At 42.7% G+C, this 16,897-nt stretch carries 22 protein-coding genes; 5 read left to right on the plus strand and 17 right to left on the minus strand.

All coding sequences use genetic code 11. From position 1 onward, the window contains the following. Position 1: 1 nt before the first annotated feature. A complete protein-coding gene (locus SYN7509_RS0211290; RefSeq protein WP_009629884.1) occupies positions 2-385 on the plus strand; it encodes a nuclear transport factor 2 family protein in 384 nt (127 codons plus the stop codon). Between the two features lie 214 nt (positions 386-599). On the opposite strand, the gene SYN7509_RS0211295 is transcribed toward SYN7509_RS0211290, so the two are convergent. From SYN7509_RS0211295 to SYN7509_RS0211335, 9 genes are all read right to left on the minus strand, one after another. Then, positions 600-1,514 (minus strand): NmrA family NAD(P)-binding protein, encoded by a 915-nt coding sequence (locus tag SYN7509_RS0211295; protein ID WP_009629883.1) that lies wholly within the window; start codon positions 1,512-1,514, stop codon positions 600-602. 103 nt (positions 1,515-1,617) lie between these two features. After that, complete coding sequence (locus SYN7509_RS0211300) at positions 1,618-2,217, minus strand: alpha-ketoglutarate-dependent dioxygenase AlkB family protein (RefSeq protein WP_028954249.1); 600 nt, start codon at positions 2,215-2,217, stop codon at positions 1,618-1,620. 104 nt (positions 2,218-2,321) lie between these two features. Further along, positions 2,322-3,059, minus strand: a complete 738-nt coding sequence (locus SYN7509_RS0211305; protein WP_009629879.1) for an SDR family oxidoreductase — start codon at positions 3,057-3,059, stop codon at positions 2,322-2,324. 193 nt (positions 3,060-3,252) lie between these two features. Continuing rightward, positions 3,253-4,002 (minus strand): SDR family oxidoreductase, encoded by a 750-nt coding sequence (locus SYN7509_RS0211310; RefSeq protein WP_009629880.1) that lies wholly within the window; start codon positions 4,000-4,002, stop codon positions 3,253-3,255. A gap of 74 nt (positions 4,003-4,076) precedes the next feature. Continuing rightward, positions 4,077-5,009: an NADP-dependent oxidoreductase gene (locus SYN7509_RS0211315; protein WP_028954250.1), complete on the minus strand. Its 933-nt coding sequence runs from the start codon at positions 5,007-5,009 to the stop codon at positions 4,077-4,079. Between the two features lie 184 nt (positions 5,010-5,193). Next, the gene (locus SYN7509_RS0211320; protein WP_009629979.1) at positions 5,194-5,934 is read right to left on the minus strand and encodes an SDR family oxidoreductase; all 741 of its coding nucleotides are present in this window, start codon (positions 5,932-5,934) and stop codon (positions 5,194-5,196) included. 68 nt (positions 5,935-6,002) lie between these two features. Beyond that, complete coding sequence (locus SYN7509_RS0211325) at positions 6,003-6,743, minus strand: SDR family oxidoreductase (RefSeq protein WP_009629978.1); 741 nt, start codon at positions 6,741-6,743, stop codon at positions 6,003-6,005. Between the two features lie 39 nt (positions 6,744-6,782). Continuing rightward, the gene (locus tag SYN7509_RS0211330) at positions 6,783-7,352 is read right to left on the minus strand and encodes a carboxymuconolactone decarboxylase family protein (protein ID WP_009629977.1); all 570 of its coding nucleotides are present in this window, start codon (positions 7,350-7,352) and stop codon (positions 6,783-6,785) included. Between the two features lie 15 nt (positions 7,353-7,367). Further along, the gene (locus SYN7509_RS0211335; RefSeq protein WP_227501494.1) at positions 7,368-8,147 is read right to left on the minus strand and encodes an SDR family oxidoreductase; all 780 of its coding nucleotides are present in this window, start codon (positions 8,145-8,147) and stop codon (positions 7,368-7,370) included. A gap of 218 nt (positions 8,148-8,365) precedes the next feature. Between SYN7509_RS0211335 and SYN7509_RS0211340 the strand changes: the two genes are divergently transcribed. Both SYN7509_RS0211340 and SYN7509_RS28505 read left to right on the plus strand, forming a co-directional pair. Further along, the gene (locus SYN7509_RS0211340) at positions 8,366-9,280 is read left to right on the plus strand and encodes an AraC family transcriptional regulator (RefSeq protein ID WP_009629975.1); all 915 of its coding nucleotides are present in this window, start codon (positions 8,366-8,368) and stop codon (positions 9,278-9,280) included. 143 nt (positions 9,281-9,423) lie between these two features. Next, positions 9,424-10,261 (plus strand): IS5 family transposase gene (locus SYN7509_RS28505; protein ID WP_202807229.1). Its coding sequence is split into 2 segments (ribosomal slippage): positions 9,424-9,809 and positions 9,808-10,261, totalling 840 coding nucleotides; the frame shifts between segments, so codons are not numbered across the junction. A 99-nt stretch (positions 10,262-10,360) separates the two neighbouring features. Here the strand turns inward: SYN7509_RS28505 and SYN7509_RS25750 are convergent. Continuing rightward, on the minus strand, positions 10,361-10,681 hold the full coding sequence (locus SYN7509_RS25750; protein WP_009632762.1) for a Uma2 family endonuclease: 321 nt from the start codon (positions 10,679-10,681) through the stop codon (positions 10,361-10,363). A gap of 27 nt (positions 10,682-10,708) precedes the next feature. Further along, the gene (gene purN / locus SYN7509_RS0211360; RefSeq protein ID WP_009632763.1) at positions 10,709-11,365 is read right to left on the minus strand and encodes a phosphoribosylglycinamide formyltransferase; all 657 of its coding nucleotides are present in this window, start codon (positions 11,363-11,365) and stop codon (positions 10,709-10,711) included. An 18-nt stretch (positions 11,366-11,383) separates the two neighbouring features. On the opposite strand from purN, the gene SYN7509_RS0211365 reads away from it, so the two are divergent. After that, positions 11,384-12,268, plus strand: a complete 885-nt coding sequence (locus SYN7509_RS0211365; RefSeq protein ID WP_009632764.1) for a carbohydrate ABC transporter permease — start codon at positions 11,384-11,386, stop codon at positions 12,266-12,268. Here SYN7509_RS0211365 and SYN7509_RS0211370 read toward each other — a convergent pair. After that, positions 12,265-12,969 (minus strand): bacteriorhodopsin, encoded by a 705-nt coding sequence (locus SYN7509_RS0211370; protein WP_009632765.1) that lies wholly within the window; start codon positions 12,967-12,969, stop codon positions 12,265-12,267. The genes SYN7509_RS0211365 and SYN7509_RS0211370 overlap by 4 nt on opposite strands. Before the next feature lie 81 nt (positions 12,970-13,050). Next, positions 13,051-13,848, minus strand: a complete 798-nt coding sequence (locus tag SYN7509_RS0211375; RefSeq protein WP_009632766.1) for a glucosamine-6-phosphate deaminase — start codon at positions 13,846-13,848, stop codon at positions 13,051-13,053. Between the two features lie 73 nt (positions 13,849-13,921). On the opposite strand from SYN7509_RS0211375, the gene SYN7509_RS0211380 reads away from it, so the two are divergent. Then, positions 13,922-14,374: an EVE domain-containing protein gene (locus SYN7509_RS0211380; RefSeq protein ID WP_009632767.1), complete on the plus strand. Its 453-nt coding sequence runs from the start codon at positions 13,922-13,924 to the stop codon at positions 14,372-14,374. Here SYN7509_RS0211380 and devC read toward each other — a convergent pair. The 4 genes from devC to SYN7509_RS0211400 all read right to left on the minus strand — a co-directional run bounded on the left by devC (position 14,371) and on the right by SYN7509_RS0211400 (position 16,884). Further along, positions 14,371-15,525 carry an ABC transporter permease DevC gene (gene devC, locus SYN7509_RS0211385; RefSeq protein ID WP_009632768.1) on the minus strand — a complete coding sequence of 385 codons (1,155 nt, stop codon included), beginning with the start codon at positions 15,523-15,525 and terminating at the stop codon, positions 14,371-14,373. The genes SYN7509_RS0211380 and devC overlap by 4 nt on opposite strands. 19 nt (positions 15,526-15,544) lie before the next feature. Then, positions 15,545-15,745 (minus strand): hypothetical protein, encoded by a 201-nt coding sequence (locus SYN7509_RS0211390; RefSeq protein WP_009632769.1) that lies wholly within the window; start codon positions 15,743-15,745, stop codon positions 15,545-15,547. 16 nt (positions 15,746-15,761) lie between these two features. Continuing rightward, positions 15,762-16,100: a DUF2834 domain-containing protein gene (locus SYN7509_RS0211395; RefSeq protein WP_009632770.1), complete on the minus strand. Its 339-nt coding sequence runs from the start codon at positions 16,098-16,100 to the stop codon at positions 15,762-15,764. A gap of 91 nt (positions 16,101-16,191) precedes the next feature. Next, on the minus strand, positions 16,192-16,884 hold the full coding sequence (locus tag SYN7509_RS0211400; RefSeq protein ID WP_009632771.1) for a class I SAM-dependent methyltransferase: 693 nt from the start codon (positions 16,882-16,884) through the stop codon (positions 16,192-16,194). Positions 16,885-16,897: the final 13 nt, after the last annotated feature.

Raw genomic sequence — 16,897 nt, forward strand, 5'->3', positions numbered from 1 at the left:
TATGCCAAATCAACCCGCATCAGAAATCGAGTTGCTGCGCGCAGCGTACGCGGCTTTCAACGCGCGCGACATTGATACCGCTCTCGCCCTCATGACTCCCGACGTAGCTTGGCCGAGGGCGTTCAAAGGCGGTTTTGTCCGTGGGACTGAAGAAGTCCGCGCTTACTGGACGGAGCAGTGGAGCGAGATCGATGGACGCGTCGAGCCAGTTGCCTTTCACCCAGAGGATGCTGGGCAGATATTGGTCGAGGTGCATCAGGTCGTGCGCGATCTGTCCGGCGGCGTGCTTGCCGATGAACACGTTGGACACCGTTTCACCATTGAGCATGGCTTGATTCAAGCCATGGAAGTTTGTTCACTTCCATCGTCCAACCCCGGTGACTAACCAAGCGCTGTAGCCGACCGCCAGGGCGTACAGCGTCTCTGCTGAACTCCGTGCTTGGTTTCGCTCCGGCGGCGGTTGAGCTTGGCTCGTTAGACAGAAAGATATTCAGTGATTTTTGCTGTGTATCCTTGCAACTAATTCAATTTGGCGTTGGCGTAAGCCTGCCGTAGGCACAACCTGTCCTTTGGATAATCGCCCATAGTATCGAGATATCTCAAATAGGTTCTATATTAGTAGCAGAAGCAAAAGCGGCGGCAAACTCTTTAGCAAAATCCGTCAGCTTAACTCTTCCCATAATTGGTTTATGGCGATAATAATCCTCTGCTAGTAAACCGCTATAAAGACTGGCATACATTTCAACTAAACCAGCAGCAATTTGTGGATTCATCCCAGCGCCTTCTAAACCACTTAGCATTTGTTCGTTGGGAATAATTTTCCACTTTAGATCGGGGTTTCCCATAGCTGCACCTAAAATGCTTGCCGTTTCGTTACCTGTAAGTTCTTCACTTGCTACATACCGCACTTTTCTACCTACAAACGGTGTAACAATTTCTTCAGCAATTGCAGCAGCAATATCTATGGGAGAAACCCAAGGGATGATTTTGTCTGCACCATAGTTTGCGGCAATAAATCCTTGATTTTTAACCATATCTACATAAGCATATAGATTGTAGTAGAAAGAAGTTGGGCGAATATGGGTAAGGGCTACATCTGGTGGTAGTTCATTAAGAATCTTCTCTACATTGTGAGCGCCAAATAGAATTCCTGAACCTTTCTCTAGATGAGCGCCAATGGTACTTAGGTTGACTACACGCTTTACGCCCGACTGTTGAATGGCTTGGGCATAGTTATTGCCGATTCTGCGATAGTACGCAATTAGGTCGAGGCTAAGATCGAAGTAGTTGTTTGGCGGCACCATACAATACACGGCATCTGTACCTGTAAAAGTGGAAACTAGGAAATCAACGTCTTCCAATGTACCAATCGCGGCGATCGCACCCATTGCTTCAATATCTTTTTGCTTTTCAAGATTGCTGCTAATCACCGTAACCGTATGACCTTTTTGCACTAATTCCGTTGTCAGTGGCTTACTGATGTTTCCTAATGAACCTGTGACTACAAGTTTCATAAATTTTTCCTTTCATGTGATTTGCTTGAGTGAAAGTGAGCAGGATCTCGTTGCCGATGACCTGCCATACATGGCTTTTTCCCTAAAAAGAGTGGGGAAGATGTCAGTTTAGATTGCTATTACCAGTCGCATCTACATGGGGTCTAAATGTCCAGTTAATGCGATCGCCAACTGGACGAGCAGTTTTTGGCACTGCGTGAACCCAGTCTTCTTGACAGCCAGGGAGCATGATTAACAAAGACCCGCTCTCTAGTTGGTAGTCAACGGCTTGACCGCTCTCCTTGTGCCGCAGCTTAAATTTGCGAGTGCTACCCAAGCTTATTGATGCGATCGCAGGTCTTTTACCGATTTGAGGAAAATCATCGGAGTGCCAGCCAATCGAGTCTTTGCCTGTGAGGTAACGATTACCGACGGCAAAATTAAACTTATATCCGCTTAAAGCGTGAATGCGGTCGCGCGCCTCTAGCAAGAAGTCCGGCCAGGGAGCGGCTTTTATTTGGCTGCCACGATATGCGTAGTGCAGGTCGTCGCCAAATAAGGACTCCTCACGCGGTACAGGAATTAATTTTCCATACATACTTATTTCACCCCGCGTCCATTCTAGTTTCTGTGACTTTTGAAACCAATCGAGGTTATCTACGGAGTTGAGAAAATTGGGGTAAAACAGAACGGGCGGCTTAATTTTGGTTAGAAAACTACTCATGTATCTTCTCCTTTTATTAATTCCTTATGGTGAGGGGATGCCAATGGTTCGTTCTTCTCTACGAGACGCTACGCGATCGCCATCAGGTTATTAACTAACTGAAACTACCAAGGAATTTCTCCCGTTTCTGGATTGTATTCTTCACTAAAAAACCTTCCTGTTGGACTGTTGCTGTCAATAATGGCGTATTTGGCTATACGCGCACCAGCCTCCTCGACGGTTCCGGTTCCTCGGTGATTATTAAAATCGGTGGCAACAAAGCCGGGGTCGACAGCATTTACTTTAACTGGTGTATCACGTAATTCGTAAGCCAGGTTAATGGTATACATATTGAGGGCAGCTTTTGAGGATTGGTACACGGCTGCTTTATGGTTGTAATACGAATTGGTTGGATCGTCGCTTAAGGTAAGCGAACCCTGACTCGAACTTACATTTACGATGCGGGGTTGGGCGGACTTTTGCAGCAAATCCATAAAAGCTTGGGTGACTCTAACTACGCCAAACACATTAGTATCAAATACCTTTTTAAATGCGTCTATACTGGCATCAGTTGCTGATTGCGGCAAACCACCGCTAATCCCGGCGTTATTGATCAGCACATCCAACACTTCGGTTTTTTTGCCTATTTCGTCACGGGCTGCCTTTACCGATTCATCATCGCTGACATCTATTTGGATGGCTTCCAGATTGGTTAATCCTTCGGCTTTAAGCTTTTCGACAGCTTCCAATCCATTCTCCAAATTACGGCTGCCTAAGTAAATGTAGTATCCCTTCTGCAACAGTTGGCGGGCGGTTTCAAAACCAATACTTTTGTTGGACCCTGTTATTAGTGCTTTTTTCATGATTTGTTTCCTTGTAGTTATTAATTAATCTACTGATACAAGTAGATTTTGAAATACTGTTGTATTTAACCGTCTGGTGGCTGCTGTTACAAAGATCGTGGTAGCTCTCCTTTCTTTAGTTTTGCTTGCATATTGCTTCTACGTCTTCACGCGCGATCGCCGTCAGCATTAGTCAAGCGAAATATCTGCTCTTTCAGGTTGCTGTGTATCCGCCATCAATCACGATAGGCTGACCTGTAATGTAGCTGGCAGCATCAGAACATAAAAACACAACAGTTGCCGCGATTTCTTCAGCTTGACCCAGCCGCCCCATTGGGACAATCGGTGCCATCTGCTCTGGATTACCCTTAGAAAGGCGATCTATCATGTCTGTCGCAATCAGTCCAGGATTCACCGCATTAATCCGAATGCCTTGCTTGGCATAGTCAAGGGCAGCAGAACGAGTCAATCCCATTACGGCATGTTTACTAGCGATATAGGGACTTACCCCAGGAAAGGCAATCAGTCCGCCCATTGAAGAATTGTTGACAATTACTCCTGCTCCTTGAGTGAGCATCTGCTGAATTTCGTGTTTCATGCACAGAAACAGTCCCCTGACATTAATCGCTATCAGTTTGTCGAAGTCTTCAACCGATTGCTCATGGAGCGGCTTTGTGGGGGGGTCAATTCCGGCGTTGTTGAACGCACAATCTAAGCGACCGTAATATTCAACAGTTTTCTGAATCAGTGCTTTGACCTCTGCTTCACTCGATACATCAGAGCGCACAAATAAGCACTCAGCACCCGATTGACGAATCAAATTTGCGGTGTCTTCACCTTCCTTTTCGCGTCTGCCGGAGAAAACAACTTTTGCTCCAGCTTTGCCGAAGGCAAGAGCGGTTGCTTTGCCAATTCCTGAAGTCCCGCCTGTAACCAAGGCAACTTTATTCTCAAGTATTTTCATAGCTGTTTATTTTTAGTTGTTTAGTGGTTTCAAAGAATCATCGTGGCATCAGACAGACATCTGTTGGTTCAAAGCTATGTCCCGACTTGCAAAACAATTTTGCCGCGCGATCGCCCGCTTTGAGAAAGTTGATGCGCCTTTTTCACTTCTGTAAGCGGTAGAACCGTTTCGATGTGTATTTTCAATTTGCCTTCTTCAATCAAACGGTTAATTTCGGCTAGTTGCCCCGCGTTCGGCTTACAAAAGACAAAGGCAGCTTCTACGCCCGATTCGCGTGCTTTTTCTGCGGACGGAGTCCCCGCCGACGTAACCAGAAAGCCGCCCTTTTTCAGAGTTTGAAAGGCTCTCTCCTGGGTGTCGCCGCCGACTGTATCAAAAACTACATCAACGTCTTTGACGACTTCTTCAAACGGTTGACGTGTGTAATCAACGAATTCATCCGCGCCCAAATCGCGGACGTACTGTTCATTTTTTCCCGAAGCCGTGCCGATAACGATCGCGCCTTTTGCTTTAGCCAATTGAACAGCCATCGAGCCTACTCCGCCCGACGCTCCGGTGATCAAGATTTTTTGTCCGCTACTCAGATTTGCTAAATCGAACATCGCTTGCCACGCAGTCAATGTGCCGATGGGGATCGCTGCCGCCTCTTCAAAATTTAGGCTTTCTGGTTTGAGCGCGATCGCATCTGCTTTGGCGATCGCATATTCGGCATAACCACCAGAGAATCCCCCGGACACGGTCATCCCATAAACCGCATCGCCCTGCTGGAAATTTGTAACCTCAACGCCAACCTCTTCAATAGTTCCGGCGATGTCGCCGCCAAGAATGAGCGGAAGTTTGAGTCCGAAGTTTTCGCCCATCCCATCGCGGATTTTCCAGTCCGAGGGGTTGACTGCCACGACGTGAACTTTTACCAGAACTTCGTCTGCTTTCGGCTCTGGACGTTCGACATCGACGTAATTCAAAACGTCCTCATTGCCGTAGGTGTTAATGACAATTGCTTTCATCTTTTTTCCGATGTTTAGGTGGATGTTCTAACCAAGTGATTTCTCTGGTAATACTTCCAGTTCAACCGATAGCAATCCAACTTGCGCGTATTTAGGAGGGCGATCGCTTTGCCCTCCTTTATTTGGAGATAGCAGAAGTAGGTGTTTCGGTAAGGTTTACTGTTTTTGGCAGTCGTTGCAGGAGTTAACTTGATGAAACCTCAACAACATTTTCCGCAAAGCTCTTGTAAGCACTGCCTATTTGTTTAGCCATCGAATCAGGAAAGACATGAAAATCCCCAGTTTTCAGGGCTTCTATTATCCCTTCTGCCACAAGCAAGGGTGGCTCCGCAATCTCCGTCAGCCCTGCCGCATCGCCCATATCTGTAGCAATCGGCCCAGGATGAACGCTTAACACAACCGTACCTTGCTCGTTCAGTAGTTCTCTTAGTGCCTGGGTAATCGAATAGGCAGCAGCTTTTGAGGCGCAGTAAGTGACAGAGTTGGAGTAACTTTTCAGCGAAGCAACAGAATTGATCTGAGCAAAGACACCACCTCCATTAGCTTTGAGAACTGGGGCAAACGCCTGAGCCATGTAAATCAGTCCGTAGACGTTGATGTTCATCTGAAATTTGAGAGTAGCGATCGCATCGTCGCCCATGAGAGATCCAGCTTGAAAGACTCCCGCGTTATTAACCACCACTTGCACATCTTTGGCAGTTTGAGCGGCAGCAATAATAGATTGAGGATCGCTTAGATCAACTTGAATCGGCACTACCCGATCGCCGTATTGTTCAACTAATGAGGAAATACTGTCTAGATTGCGAACAGCCCCATAGACTTTGGCGGCTCCGTGTTTAATAAAGGACTCAACTATCGCTTTGCCAATGCCGCGATTTGCGCCTGTAACCAGAATAGTTTTGTCTTTGATGTCGTCGTAGTTCACTTGGATCTCTCCTTACAGTTTTCAATCGTTTAAAAGCAAATTCTCTTTAGCAATCTGCACGTAACTACTTAATAAGGACTTGCTGTTGGTCTAACTATAATTTCGCTGATATCCACATCATCAGGTTGGGAAATCGCAAATAAAATTGACCGAGCGATCGCATTAGCCGGAATATATATTTGTCTAAATTCTTCCATTCCTTTTTTGGCAGTTTCATCACTGATGCTATCGGCTAACTCTGATTGTGTTGTACCAGGAGAAATCACCGTTACCCGAATATCGCCGCCGACTTCTTGCCTCAATCCTTCAGATATCGCGCCAACGGCGAACTTAGTAGCGCAGTAAACCGCCGCCGTTGGATATACAGCATGACCGCCAATGGAGGAAAGATTAATAATTTGACCGGATTTTTGGGCTTTCATGATCGGAAGTACCGCCGCGATGCCGTACAAAACACCTTTGATATTGACATCGATCATGCGATCCCATTCCTCAACTTTCAATCGGTCAAGGGTTGATAAGGGCATGACTCCAGCATTGTTAATTAACACATCCACGCGACCAAATTTACTTAGAGTAAATTGGGCGATTTGTTCCATTTGACTTCGTTGAGTCACATCGAGAGTTTGATATTCAGCTATTCCGCCGTCAGCATGAATGTCTTTGGCGATCGCTTCTAATCTATCGGTGCGCCGCGCTCCTAAAACTACTTTTGCGCCGTTCTTTGCCAGTAACCGGGCTGTAGCTTCACCGATGCCGCTACTCGCACCTGTAATCACTACAACTTTCTGAGTGTTATCAGAAGTCATTAAAGTATCTCCAATTTCTTTTATGTTCGTGAGGCTAGATTATTTGGTAGTGCTAGGACTACTAGATTGAGCAGCGAAGACTTCCCGTAATGCTTGTGCAGCATCAATAGAGCGCGGAAATCCCGCCGTTACTGTCGTCAAGTAAACAATTTCTTTAAGTTCATTCTGAGTCACGCCTAGCCGGAGGGCATAGCCTGCATGAATTTTCAGTTGCGGCAGATTGCCTTGGGCAGCAAAAGCGGCGACAGCAGCAAGCTGACGAGTGCGATCGTCAAGCTCGCTCCGCGACCAAACTTCACCAAGAGAGTAATCTACAATTGCATCTGCTAAAAAGGGGAAATCTTGACGTAAGCCTTCAAGGACAGGCTGTCCAGCACCGCCTGACAACTTATTGATGACTTGATTGCCTTGCTTGCGGCGACTCTGGTTTTCTGGTGGAGTTTGGGCAGTGGCAGCAACAGGTAAGGCGATCGCAATACAAGATAAAAACGCGATCGCTTTATTTATCAGTTCTTTCCAGTACCTAGCTTGCCCGCGCTGGTAACTAATAGATTCACTGCTGCTATTGGCTCTAGTGACGATCGCAGCTTTGTTTTCTACGTTTAGCATAATGATTGATTTGAATTAAATAGATTGACCGCCAGAGACTTCGATTCTCTGAGCGTTCACCCATCTGTTGTCTTCAGAAAGTAATGATGCGATCGCGCCCCCAATGTCATCGGGAACACCCACTCGACCTAAAGCAGTTTGTGAGGCGATGAATTTATTAATCTCTGGATTGTCGCGGACTGAGCCGCCTGCGAAATCCGTTTCAATCGCGCCAGGAGCAACAACGTTTACGGTAATTTGTCTCGATCCTAGTTCTTTTGCCAGATATCGAGTCAACACCTCAATCGCCCCCTTCATACTTGCATAGGCGGAATACCCAGGTAGAGTAAAACGGGCAAGACCTGAAGAGAGATTAACAATCCTTCCCCCGTCTGCGATCAACGGCAGAAGTTTCTGCGTGAGGAAAAACACACCCTTAACCTGAATATTCATCAATCGATCGAAGTCTTCCTCGGTTGTCTCTGCAAACGGTGCATAAACACCAATACCTGCATTATTCACCAGAAAATCAAACTGCTCGCTCTGCCACTTATCTTGGAGTGACTGCTTGAGTTTCTCTACAAAACCATCAAAGGTTTTAGTGTCTGAACTGTCTAGCTGTATTGCAACGGCTTGACCACCCATCTCTTCAATGGTAGAGACGACGTTCTTTGCTTCGTTGAGACTTCTATTGTAAGTGACAATGATGGCAACTCCTTTTTTAGCAAGTGCTAAAGCAGTATTTTTGCCCAACCCTCGGCTCGATCCTGTGACTAATGCGATCTTCATGCTATTTGTCATAGTTATTCTCCTCATTGTTGAGATTAGCGATTTAATGAATGTGCGTTGAAAACTTTTACCAGCCCAAAGATTTAACACATTCGGTTGTTAGTCTTTGCTTACTGCATGGTTTTATCCTAGGCTTGAAAAGCTTTGACAGGAATACACAAACCTAGCAGATGATTGCCTAATCCTCTCAAGTCAGATAATCTTTCCTATAATGAACACAAAAGCAGCGTTTAGGTGAAGACAGCATGATTCAGACACAGGATCGCCAAAGTGCGATCGCTAACTGTAGAGAATTAGCGGCATTAGTCGATAGACACGCATCTGGTCAGGGAAACGGTTTTTATTCAACGGCGTTCGACCCCTTAGAGTTTATGCGAGAGAGCGACCCTGCTACCGCTATACAGGGAGTTAGCGAACCACTGCTGGCGATCGTAGTTCAGGGCAAAAAAGAAGTGCTGCTGAACGAAGAAACCTATCAGTACGGTGTCGCTCAGTATCTAGTTTTGTCCGTGGATTTGCCAGTGAGGGGATGCGTGGTAGAAGCGACCACCGATCAACCATTTTTAGGCTTTAAGCTGAGTTTAGACCCCGTTCAACTCTGTGAGATCATTGCTCAAATAAAAATAGACATCGGCAAGAAAGAATCAGTTAGAGGCTTGTTTGTCAGCAATGCAGACTCATCCTTAATTGATTGCGCTATTCGACTCACAAAGCTGTTAGATACACCGCAGAATATCCCGTTTCTTGCACCGATGATCGTCCGCGAAATCTATTATCATCTACTCATCGGCGAACAAGGGGAAGCGGTTCGTCAGATTGCCACTGCTGGTAGTAATATGCAGCGCATTGCTGAAGTGATTAAACGACTCCAAGCGGATTTTACCAAACCTCTGCGGGTCGAGGATTTAGCTGAACAAGCAAATATGTCTGCTTCGTCCTTACACCGCCACTTTAAAGCAGTCACTTCGATGAGTCCGTTGCAATATCAAAAACAATTGAAACTCTTGAGCGCTCGTCAGATGATGCTTATTGAAGACATTGATGCAACCCAGGCTGCTTATCAGGTGGGGTATGAGAGCGCTTCGCAGTTCAGCCGGGAATATGCTCGGATGTTTGGCGCACCACCCATCAGGGATATTGAGCGGCTGAGAGTAGCCTAAATATAACTACAGATGCAGCGTTGGTGTTAGTCCTGGAATACAATGTAGGCGCTGAACCACCTCTACCTATACGACGGCGATGAATAGACCTCTTGCAAAAGTCGGTGATAGAATAGCAGATAAGTAGCCCATTAGAAGTAAAAGTGACTTATAAAAAGGTAAAGAATCTAAAAGCGGAAGATTTTAAACGCTTGACTGGAGTGCATTTAGACATCTTTAATCAAAGGGTAGAAATAGTCAAGCAAGCGGAAAAATCACGAAAGAAACCTGGCAGACCACCAAAATTAAGGATCGAAGACCAAATTTTAATGCTCTTAGAATATTTACGAGAGTATAGAACTTTTTTTCATTTAGGTGCTACTTGGGGAGTAAATGAGTCCACAGCCTACCGAATTATTCAGAAAATTGAAAACATTTTAATCAAAGCTCCTCAACTAAGACTACCAGGAAAAAAAAGATTAATCGCCGATGATTGTCCGCTAGAAACCGTAGTAATAGATGTAAGCGAAACTCCCATAGAAAGACCTAAAAAAACAAAAAACCTATTATAGCGGCAAGAAAAAAAGACATACGTTGAAAGCCCAAGTGATTATTGACCAAAAGAATGGGCAAATACTATGTACCGCTTATGGCAAAGGGAGAGAGCAGGATTTCAAGTTATATAAAAGAAGTAAAATAAGAATTAGAAAAAAGGTTAGATGTTTAGCAGATAAGGGATACCAAGGAATTAAGAAGCATCATCATTTCAGTCAAACACCTAAAAAGAAACCAAAAAAAAGTAAGCTTTCTGTAGCAGAGATAAAAGAGAATAGAAAGTTAGCTAAAAAGAGAATAATTATTGAGAATATTTTTGCCCATTTAAAAAGATTTAAAATTTTACAAGGGCGATATAGAAATAGAAGAAAAAGATTTGGATTAAGGTTTAATTTAATAGCTTCTATTTATAATTACGAGCTTAAATTAAATGAAAATCAATCTTAAAGCTTATTTTTGCAAGAGGTCTATAGTACAAAACTCCCAAGTTGGCATAGATGGCCATTTTTGAGCTATATTCGCCCTCTGGGGTTTGTGATACCGTTTCTAAAACAAAATTGGGGGAATGTAATCTTCTTCCCACATTACATAGCTATTGCGTGATGCATTTCCCGACTTGCGGCGATTAACTCCTAAGCTCAAAAAACCATCGGGAATTACAGGAATAAGAGGATTAGCGCCAGTGGTGTGATAAACACCCATATCAACGGCGAAAAACCAATCGGTGCGCTCTGACCAGATAAACTCTAATAAAAATAACAGAAAATTGGGAATAAAGTTTTGATTTTCGTTATCCACTGGCGCATCGTCCGAACAAGGCAATTCCTCACTACTTGGTAAGTTGAGCTTGGAGTCAAATTTTACCATTGGATAATCCTCAATTCCTTGTCCCTTCTATTTTAAGTTTAAATTAGCCGCCAGTGCGATCGCCGGTGGTAGTATACGATGTTCTTGAATTTGAATGCGATCGTGTAAAGTTTCGGCGGTATCGTAGGGTAATATAGGCACGGCAGCTTGACATAAAATAGTCCCGCTATCTACTTCTGGGCTTACTAAATGCACCGTACAACCAGTTATCTTAACTCCCGCGTCTATTGCTTGTTCTACAGCTTTCACGCCTTTAAAACTAGGTAATAAACTGGGGTGGATATTGATAATTTTTCCAAGAAAAGCATTAATTAAAACTGGTGTAACTATTCGCATCCAACCCGCCATAATTACCCAATCAACACTATAATGCTGCAAACATTGAATAATTTGCAAATCTAATTCTTCCCGATTACTAAAATCGCGGTGATTTAACAAAACGGCTGGTACATTCCACTTAGCTGCCCGTTCTACGACTTTTGCACTGGGATTGTTGTAAATTAATACTTGAATTTGAGCGTTTAACTGCCCATTTTTGATAGCTGCTGCTACAGCTTCAAAGTTACTACCACTACCAGAAGCTAAAACTCCTAGTTTTAAAGGTGTTTCTGGGTTTGGGATAGAGGAACTACTTGGAGAAACTAAACTATAAGCAGATTCATCAATGGCTAAAGGCAGCGTCATACAGGAAAAAGTTGATAAATGGCAAAACTATATAGTAGGACGAGGTGGGATAATGAGGAAGTTACCGCCTGGATTTTTTTAACTCCCGCACTGATATTTTTGGGTGTATTTCTCCTTTACCCGATCGCTTATTTGTTTTACCTTAGCTTTACTGCGGGTAGTTTTACATCTTCTGGTATTAAATGGATAGGTTTAAGAAACTATTGGCGTTTGCTAGTTACCCCCGATTTTTGGCAAGTTTTAGGAAATACTGCTTATTTCACCATTGCGACAGTAATTCCTAGTTTAATAATTCCTTTAGGATTAGCCGTACTATTAAATCGTTCTATCAGCTTACGCGGACTATTACGCAGTGCCTATTTTTTGCCTTCAATAACTTCTCTTGTGGCGGCTGGTTTGGGATTTCGTTGGCTGTTTCAAACGGAAGGCGCGGTTAATGGACTATTAAATGTATTTGGATTTACGCCAATTTCTTGGCTGAGTAGTACAGTTTGGGCGATGCCTGTATTGATTTTATTAAGTATTTGGAAACAAATAGGTTTTAATATGGTGGTATTTTTGGCGGGGTTGCAAGCAATTCCGCCTAGTCGTTACGAAGCGGCGGAACTAGATGGCGCAAATGGTTGGCAGCAATTTCGGCATATTACTATACCTGGATTGCGCCCAACAATTGTTTTTGCGGCGATTACTACAGCAATTTTTACGTTACGGAGTTTTGAACAAGTATATGTAATTACTGGCGGTGGCCCGTTAAATACTACTAACTTGCTGGTGTACTATATTTACGGGGAAGCTTTTGGGCAATTTGATTTTGGTTATGCGGCAGCAGCAGCTACAGTGTTACTTGCGATCGCATTTATTCTCGTATACCTGCAATTGCAAACTTGGGAAGAAGATACTTAAATAGTTGACGATTCGTAGCTAGATACGGATTCTGTGTTTTTCTCTAAGGTGTGCATAGAGTTTAATGATAAAAACCCAAAGCCAACTTTGGAAGTTATATCTAGTATGGTATAAAACATCGTCTCTGTACCTTGATTAACGGCGTTAAACCCAGTATTACCAAGCAGCCAAACGATCGGGTAAAGCGTCCACAATACTAAATGCACTGATAACAATTTACGAAACACTTTTTTAGCTTGGGGATAGTTGCGTTCCGCTTGTTTGCGATATTGATTGACTAATAAATAAACCGTAGCCAAAAAAGCAAAGCAGCTAACAACATACCAAATATGCCCAATAGTTCTATCGGCGGAAATAGTCGCTACAAAACCTGTAGCAATCATATAAGCGTTAGCACCGAGCAAACTTGCGGTAATTGGTAAACTAGTTTTACCCAAAAAAGTTAAGTCAAGAATTAATAGCGGTGTGGACAAAAACCAAGTAATGTATCTTACCCAAACCGTAGGACGACCAGCAATAACGCTTCTACCTTGACCTAACGCCATTGATAAATATAAACCAGTGGCGATCGCACAAATAAAGAAATTAATTGTAAATAGTATCTTCCACCGCTCATTTTTGGCATTGTGCGCGCCGATTCCAAAAAAGATCGATCCCAGCGCCATCCCAATTACACCAATCCACAGCCAAATCTGAGCCATACTAAACCTTGAAAGCTAATAACGGTTAATTTACTAAGGTTTTGGTGGTTTGGCTTCCTCAAAAAGTAGGAAATTAAACTGCTATAAGTTGCCAAGTAAACTTGCTGAATCTGAATCTAAAAATAATGTTGCTTGACTGTGCTGGCGTAAAATGGAAGCTGGACAAGTTGGAGAAATAGGAAGTCGCAACATATTCTTGACGGCTATAGCTTTCCGCTTTTCTGGCGCGAGACAGAGGATCTTTCTACTCTGGCAAATCTGGCGAATTGTGAGAGTAAAAGCATATTGCGGTACGTCTTCAACGCTAAGAAAATGTCCTTCGCCTACTTGTTGCTGCCGAGTTGCTGGTTCTAGCTTTACTAATTTTATCTGCCTAGTTTCGTCGAAAGATGCTACCGATGGTTCGTTAAAAGCTAAGTGTCCGTTTTCACCAATTCCTAGAAAACATAGATCGATAGGTTGGGTTTGTAATAATTGACTATAGCGATCGCATTCTGCTAATGGTTCTACGGCATCGCCTTCTATATAATGAAAATCAACCGCATTTATGCGTTTTTCAACGTTTTTGTGTAAATAATAGCGAAAACTAGCCGGATGTTGGGGGCTAATTCCCAAATATTCATCAAGATGAAAAAATACAACCCGCGACCAATCTACACCACCCAAAGCAATTAGCGCCTCTAGAAACTTTAGTTGAGAGTTACCTGTTGCTAAAATCACCCTTGCTTGATTCTGGGTTTTTAGTAGAGATGATAAATAATTTTGGGCTATTTTTGCTGCATCATCCGTTAAAGTAGTTGAGCCGCATAGTCGTACTGTTAAATTATCAACTTGAAAGTTTTTAACAGGTGCGTGCAAAGAAGTTGTAAGTTCAAACATGAATTTTAGGGTAGAAAAGCTATGTTACAGCACTGGTATAAGCTAGGTTAGACTTTCACTATTTTAAATATCAATGAATTATTGGTTGATTAAGTCTGAACCGGAAACCTACAGCATTTTACACTTAAAAAAAGACCGTCAGACGGTTTGGGATGGAGTTCGCAATTATCAAGCGCGTAACTTTCTGCGCCAAATGCAGCAAGGAGACAAAGCATTTTTTTATCACTCTAATACCAAAATTCCCGGTATTGTCGGCTTAATTAGCGTAGCCAAACCCCAAATTGTCGATCCTACCCAGTTTGACCCCGATAGTAAATATTACGATCCTAAGTCCACTCCCGCAGCCCCGCGCTGGCAGACAGTTGTTATAGAATTTATTGAAGCTTTCCCAACTTTAATATCTTTAGAAACACTAAAACAAGAATTTAGTAGTGATGAACTTTGGGTAACAAGACGCGGTAATCGCTTATCTGTAATGCCTGTAGATGAAGTAATCGCTAACAAGATTTTGCTATTGACACGTTAAAAAACATCCGCCGGATCTGCTGATCGAAGTTTTCGCATTGCGATCGCACCCGAAACGCTACACATAATAACTGTTAGTACAAATACCGTTACCGCTCGATCTACCGTCATTGAAATCGGTAAAAGTGTCGCTGCATAGGTAACTTGATAGAGTCCAAAAGAAAGGGCAAAACCAGGAAGAAAGCCTAAAATCGCCAGCAATAACGCTTCTTGGGTCAAAACTCCCAGCAAATATAAGTTTGTATAACCCATTGCTTTTAGGGTGGCATATTCTGGCAAATGATCGGAGACATCAGCATACAAAATTTGATAAACAATTACGATCCCGACAATAAACCCCACTCCTACACCCAAACCAAATATAAACCCGATTCCCGTACCGCTTGCCCAATAATCTTTTTCAATTTGAGCAAATTCTTCAGTAGTCAACACTTTGACATCATCGGGTAAACCAGCAATTAGTTGACTTCGCACTTGTTCAATATCTGCGCCAGGAGTTAGATTAATTAGACCAACTTCGATTTGTTCTGGTTTGCGATCGGGAAACAGTTGTAAAAACGTTGAATCGCTAGTAATAACATTGCCATCCGCCGCAAAAGACGATCCGTTGGTAAATAAGCCTTTAACGCTAATACTTTTGCTATTTAGTTCTGTTTCCAGCGTACCTGTTTTATTAAAGCTATCGGCAATTGTGCCATATTCGGGACGACCAGCTTGGTCAAACAAAACCTGATTTAATAGCTTTAACTGGTCTAAATTTTGGTTAACTTCAGGAAGCTTAAACACAGGTTTTGCGGGATCGACTCCCCACACTAAAATAGCGCGGGTAATACGAGTTTCTGGATTGCGCCATAGTCCGCTATCAATGTAAAGAGGACTTACTGATGCTACACCTTCATAACTCAAAGTTTGATACAGACGTTCTCTAGAAAAGCTTTTGACTGCAATCAGTGCTTGCAATTGTGGATTAATTAAAACTAAATCGGCTTGTAAGCTGCGATGAGGTTTGACGGCGGAATCGTACAACGCACCCTCAAAACCCATTTGGATAAATATTAGCAAGTCAGCAAAGGCAATTCCAGAAATCGCCACAGCTAAACGGGTTTTTTCTCTAGTTACTTGCAGCCATGCTAGAGGAATTTTGTTAAACATAATTATTTTTGTTGGCTTTTCACCACAGTAGATCGTTCATAAAACCGTAAATTTTCACAAAATCAATCTTTGCTAAAGTCACCATCAAGCGAACTTGCTCTTTAGTTTTTTCAGTTCCATTTGAGCAAATAACTTTACTTGATGCGATCGCAATAATCACCCAAGGGTAAGTTTTGCGGCGAAAAAAGCGAAACCAAACAAATGATGTTTTGTACAACATGGCTTTCTGTTGTTAGTTAAAGCTTTACAGATGCGCGATCGCTTTCTTCCAGCTTGCGCTGTCTCATTAGTAAAAATAACGGTAATCCCAACGAAACCCCAACGAGCAAATTACTAGCAACATAAACCCATAGATTTTTCATTCCTAGCCGCGAACCTTCCCAGAATACAAAAACCCAAAGCACTAGCGATGACACAATCAAATCCATAGCAAAAAAGCTAGAGATGCGATTAATAAATAGTTGCTCAAAAAAAAGCTGTAAGTTTAATCCGTGTTTTACTAAAAAAGGCACAAATTGAGAATAAGGTAATATAGTTCCTAAAATGCAAAAAATTAAATAGGTAGTTTGAATCATAAATTCCTCCTTATATCAAACATTCGTTATAAGTTGAGTTAGAGCGGAAGTCTGTAGTTTTTGCAATTGCCTTTGAACTGTCTCTAAACTATTAAAGTTTTACGCCTTGACCATAGATAAAATATGTATCTGTAAGTTTTACCTGTGCTTGGAAGCCAGCTTGAGTTAGTTTGTGGAGCAAGACATCAGGTTGATAATAAATTTTAAATATCTGAAACTCTCGCTCGTCATTTAGCTTGCGCTTTTGGTAAATTTCATTTTTGTCTTGAAGCGGATGATCTTTAGCTGAAGATGTTATTTCAAAATAAGAATCAATAATCAAAACTTTGCCACCGGGAATAACTGAGTCATAAACTTTGCTCAAAAACTCATCAACTTTTATAGGGGGAATGTGAGATAGCCAAAAAGAAAAGAAAACTAGATCGTATTGTTTATCTGGTTGCCATGAAAATAAATCTAGCTGCCGATATTCTACGTTAGGAGCGTTGTTTAGTTTTTGGCGATTAATTTCAATCATTTCTTGGGAAGCATCTATCACTGTAACTTGCTTACCAATCTTCAAAAGTTCTTGCGTCCATATGCCAGTACCACAAGCTAACTCTAATATTGAATCAACAGTTCCTACTTGCTGGACAACATTTTTGAGAATAGCAACTTCATCAAACCAACGTTGGTTTATTTCCAATCCGCGATCGTAGCGCCCAATTCGATAAAACCATTCATCATATTCTTTAGCTCTAGCTTTGTAGTAAGTAATCTGTTCTTGGATTGTTTCTTGCGTCACTTGGTTTTCCTCC

Source organism: Synechocystis sp. PCC 7509, from assembly GCF_000332075.2.
Taxonomy (GTDB): domain Bacteria; phylum Cyanobacteriota; class Cyanobacteriia; order Cyanobacteriales; family Chroococcidiopsidaceae; genus Aliterella.

Excerpts from the sequence above, each read along its gene's own strand:
- SYN7509_RS0211395 (WP_009632770.1), bottom strand. The coding sequence starts at position 16,100 with ATGATTCAAACTACCTATTTAATTTTTTGCATTTTAGGAACTATATTA.
- SYN7509_RS25750 (WP_009632762.1), bottom strand. The coding sequence starts at position 10,681 with ATGGTAAAATTTGACTCCAAGCTCAACTTACCAAGTAGTGAGGAATTG.
- SYN7509_RS0211370 (WP_009632765.1), bottom strand. The coding sequence starts at position 12,969 with ATGGCTCAGATTTGGCTGTGGATTGGTGTAATTGGGATGGCGCTGGGA.
- SYN7509_RS0211305 (WP_009629879.1), bottom strand. The coding sequence starts at position 3,059 with ATGAAAAAAGCACTAATAACAGGGTCCAACAAAAGTATTGGTTTTGAA.
- SYN7509_RS0211330 (WP_009629977.1), bottom strand. The coding sequence starts at position 7,352 with ATGCTAAACGTAGAAAACAAAGCTGCGATCGTCACTAGAGCCAATAGC.
- devC (WP_009632768.1), bottom strand. The coding sequence starts at position 15,525 with ATGTTTAACAAAATTCCTCTAGCATGGCTGCAAGTAACTAGAGAAAAA.
- purN (WP_009632763.1), bottom strand. The coding sequence starts at position 11,365 with ATGACGCTGCCTTTAGCCATTGATGAATCTGCTTATAGTTTAGTTTCT.
- SYN7509_RS0211315 (WP_028954250.1), bottom strand. The coding sequence starts at position 5,009 with ATGAAAGCAATTGTCATTAACACCTACGGCAATGAGGACGTTTTGAAT.
- SYN7509_RS0211380 (WP_009632767.1), top strand. The coding sequence starts at position 13,922 with ATGAATTATTGGTTGATTAAGTCTGAACCGGAAACCTACAGCATTTTA.
- SYN7509_RS0211295 (WP_009629883.1), bottom strand. The coding sequence starts at position 1,514 with ATGAAACTTGTAGTCACAGGTTCATTAGGAAACATCAGTAAGCCACTG.
- SYN7509_RS0211325 (WP_009629978.1), bottom strand. The coding sequence starts at position 6,743 with ATGACTTCTGATAACACTCAGAAAGTTGTAGTGATTACAGGTGCGAGT.
- SYN7509_RS0211300 (WP_028954249.1), bottom strand. The coding sequence starts at position 2,217 with ATGAGTAGTTTTCTAACCAAAATTAAGCCGCCCGTTCTGTTTTACCCC.
- SYN7509_RS0211310 (WP_009629880.1), bottom strand. The coding sequence starts at position 4,002 with ATGAAAATACTTGAGAATAAAGTTGCCTTGGTTACAGGCGGGACTTCA.
- SYN7509_RS0211365 (WP_009632764.1), top strand. The coding sequence starts at position 11,384 with ATGGCAAAACTATATAGTAGGACGAGGTGGGATAATGAGGAAGTTACC.
- SYN7509_RS0211335 (WP_227501494.1), bottom strand. The coding sequence starts at position 8,147 with ATGAGGAGAATAACTATGACAAATAGCATGAAGATCGCATTAGTCACA.
- SYN7509_RS0211340 (WP_009629975.1), top strand. The coding sequence starts at position 8,366 with ATGATTCAGACACAGGATCGCCAAAGTGCGATCGCTAACTGTAGAGAA.
- SYN7509_RS0211390 (WP_009632769.1), bottom strand. The coding sequence starts at position 15,745 with ATGTTGTACAAAACATCATTTGTTTGGTTTCGCTTTTTTCGCCGCAAA.
- SYN7509_RS0211375 (WP_009632766.1), bottom strand. The coding sequence starts at position 13,848 with ATGTTTGAACTTACAACTTCTTTGCACGCACCTGTTAAAAACTTTCAA.
- SYN7509_RS0211290 (WP_009629884.1), top strand. The coding sequence starts at position 2 with ATGCCAAATCAACCCGCATCAGAAATCGAGTTGCTGCGCGCAGCGTAC.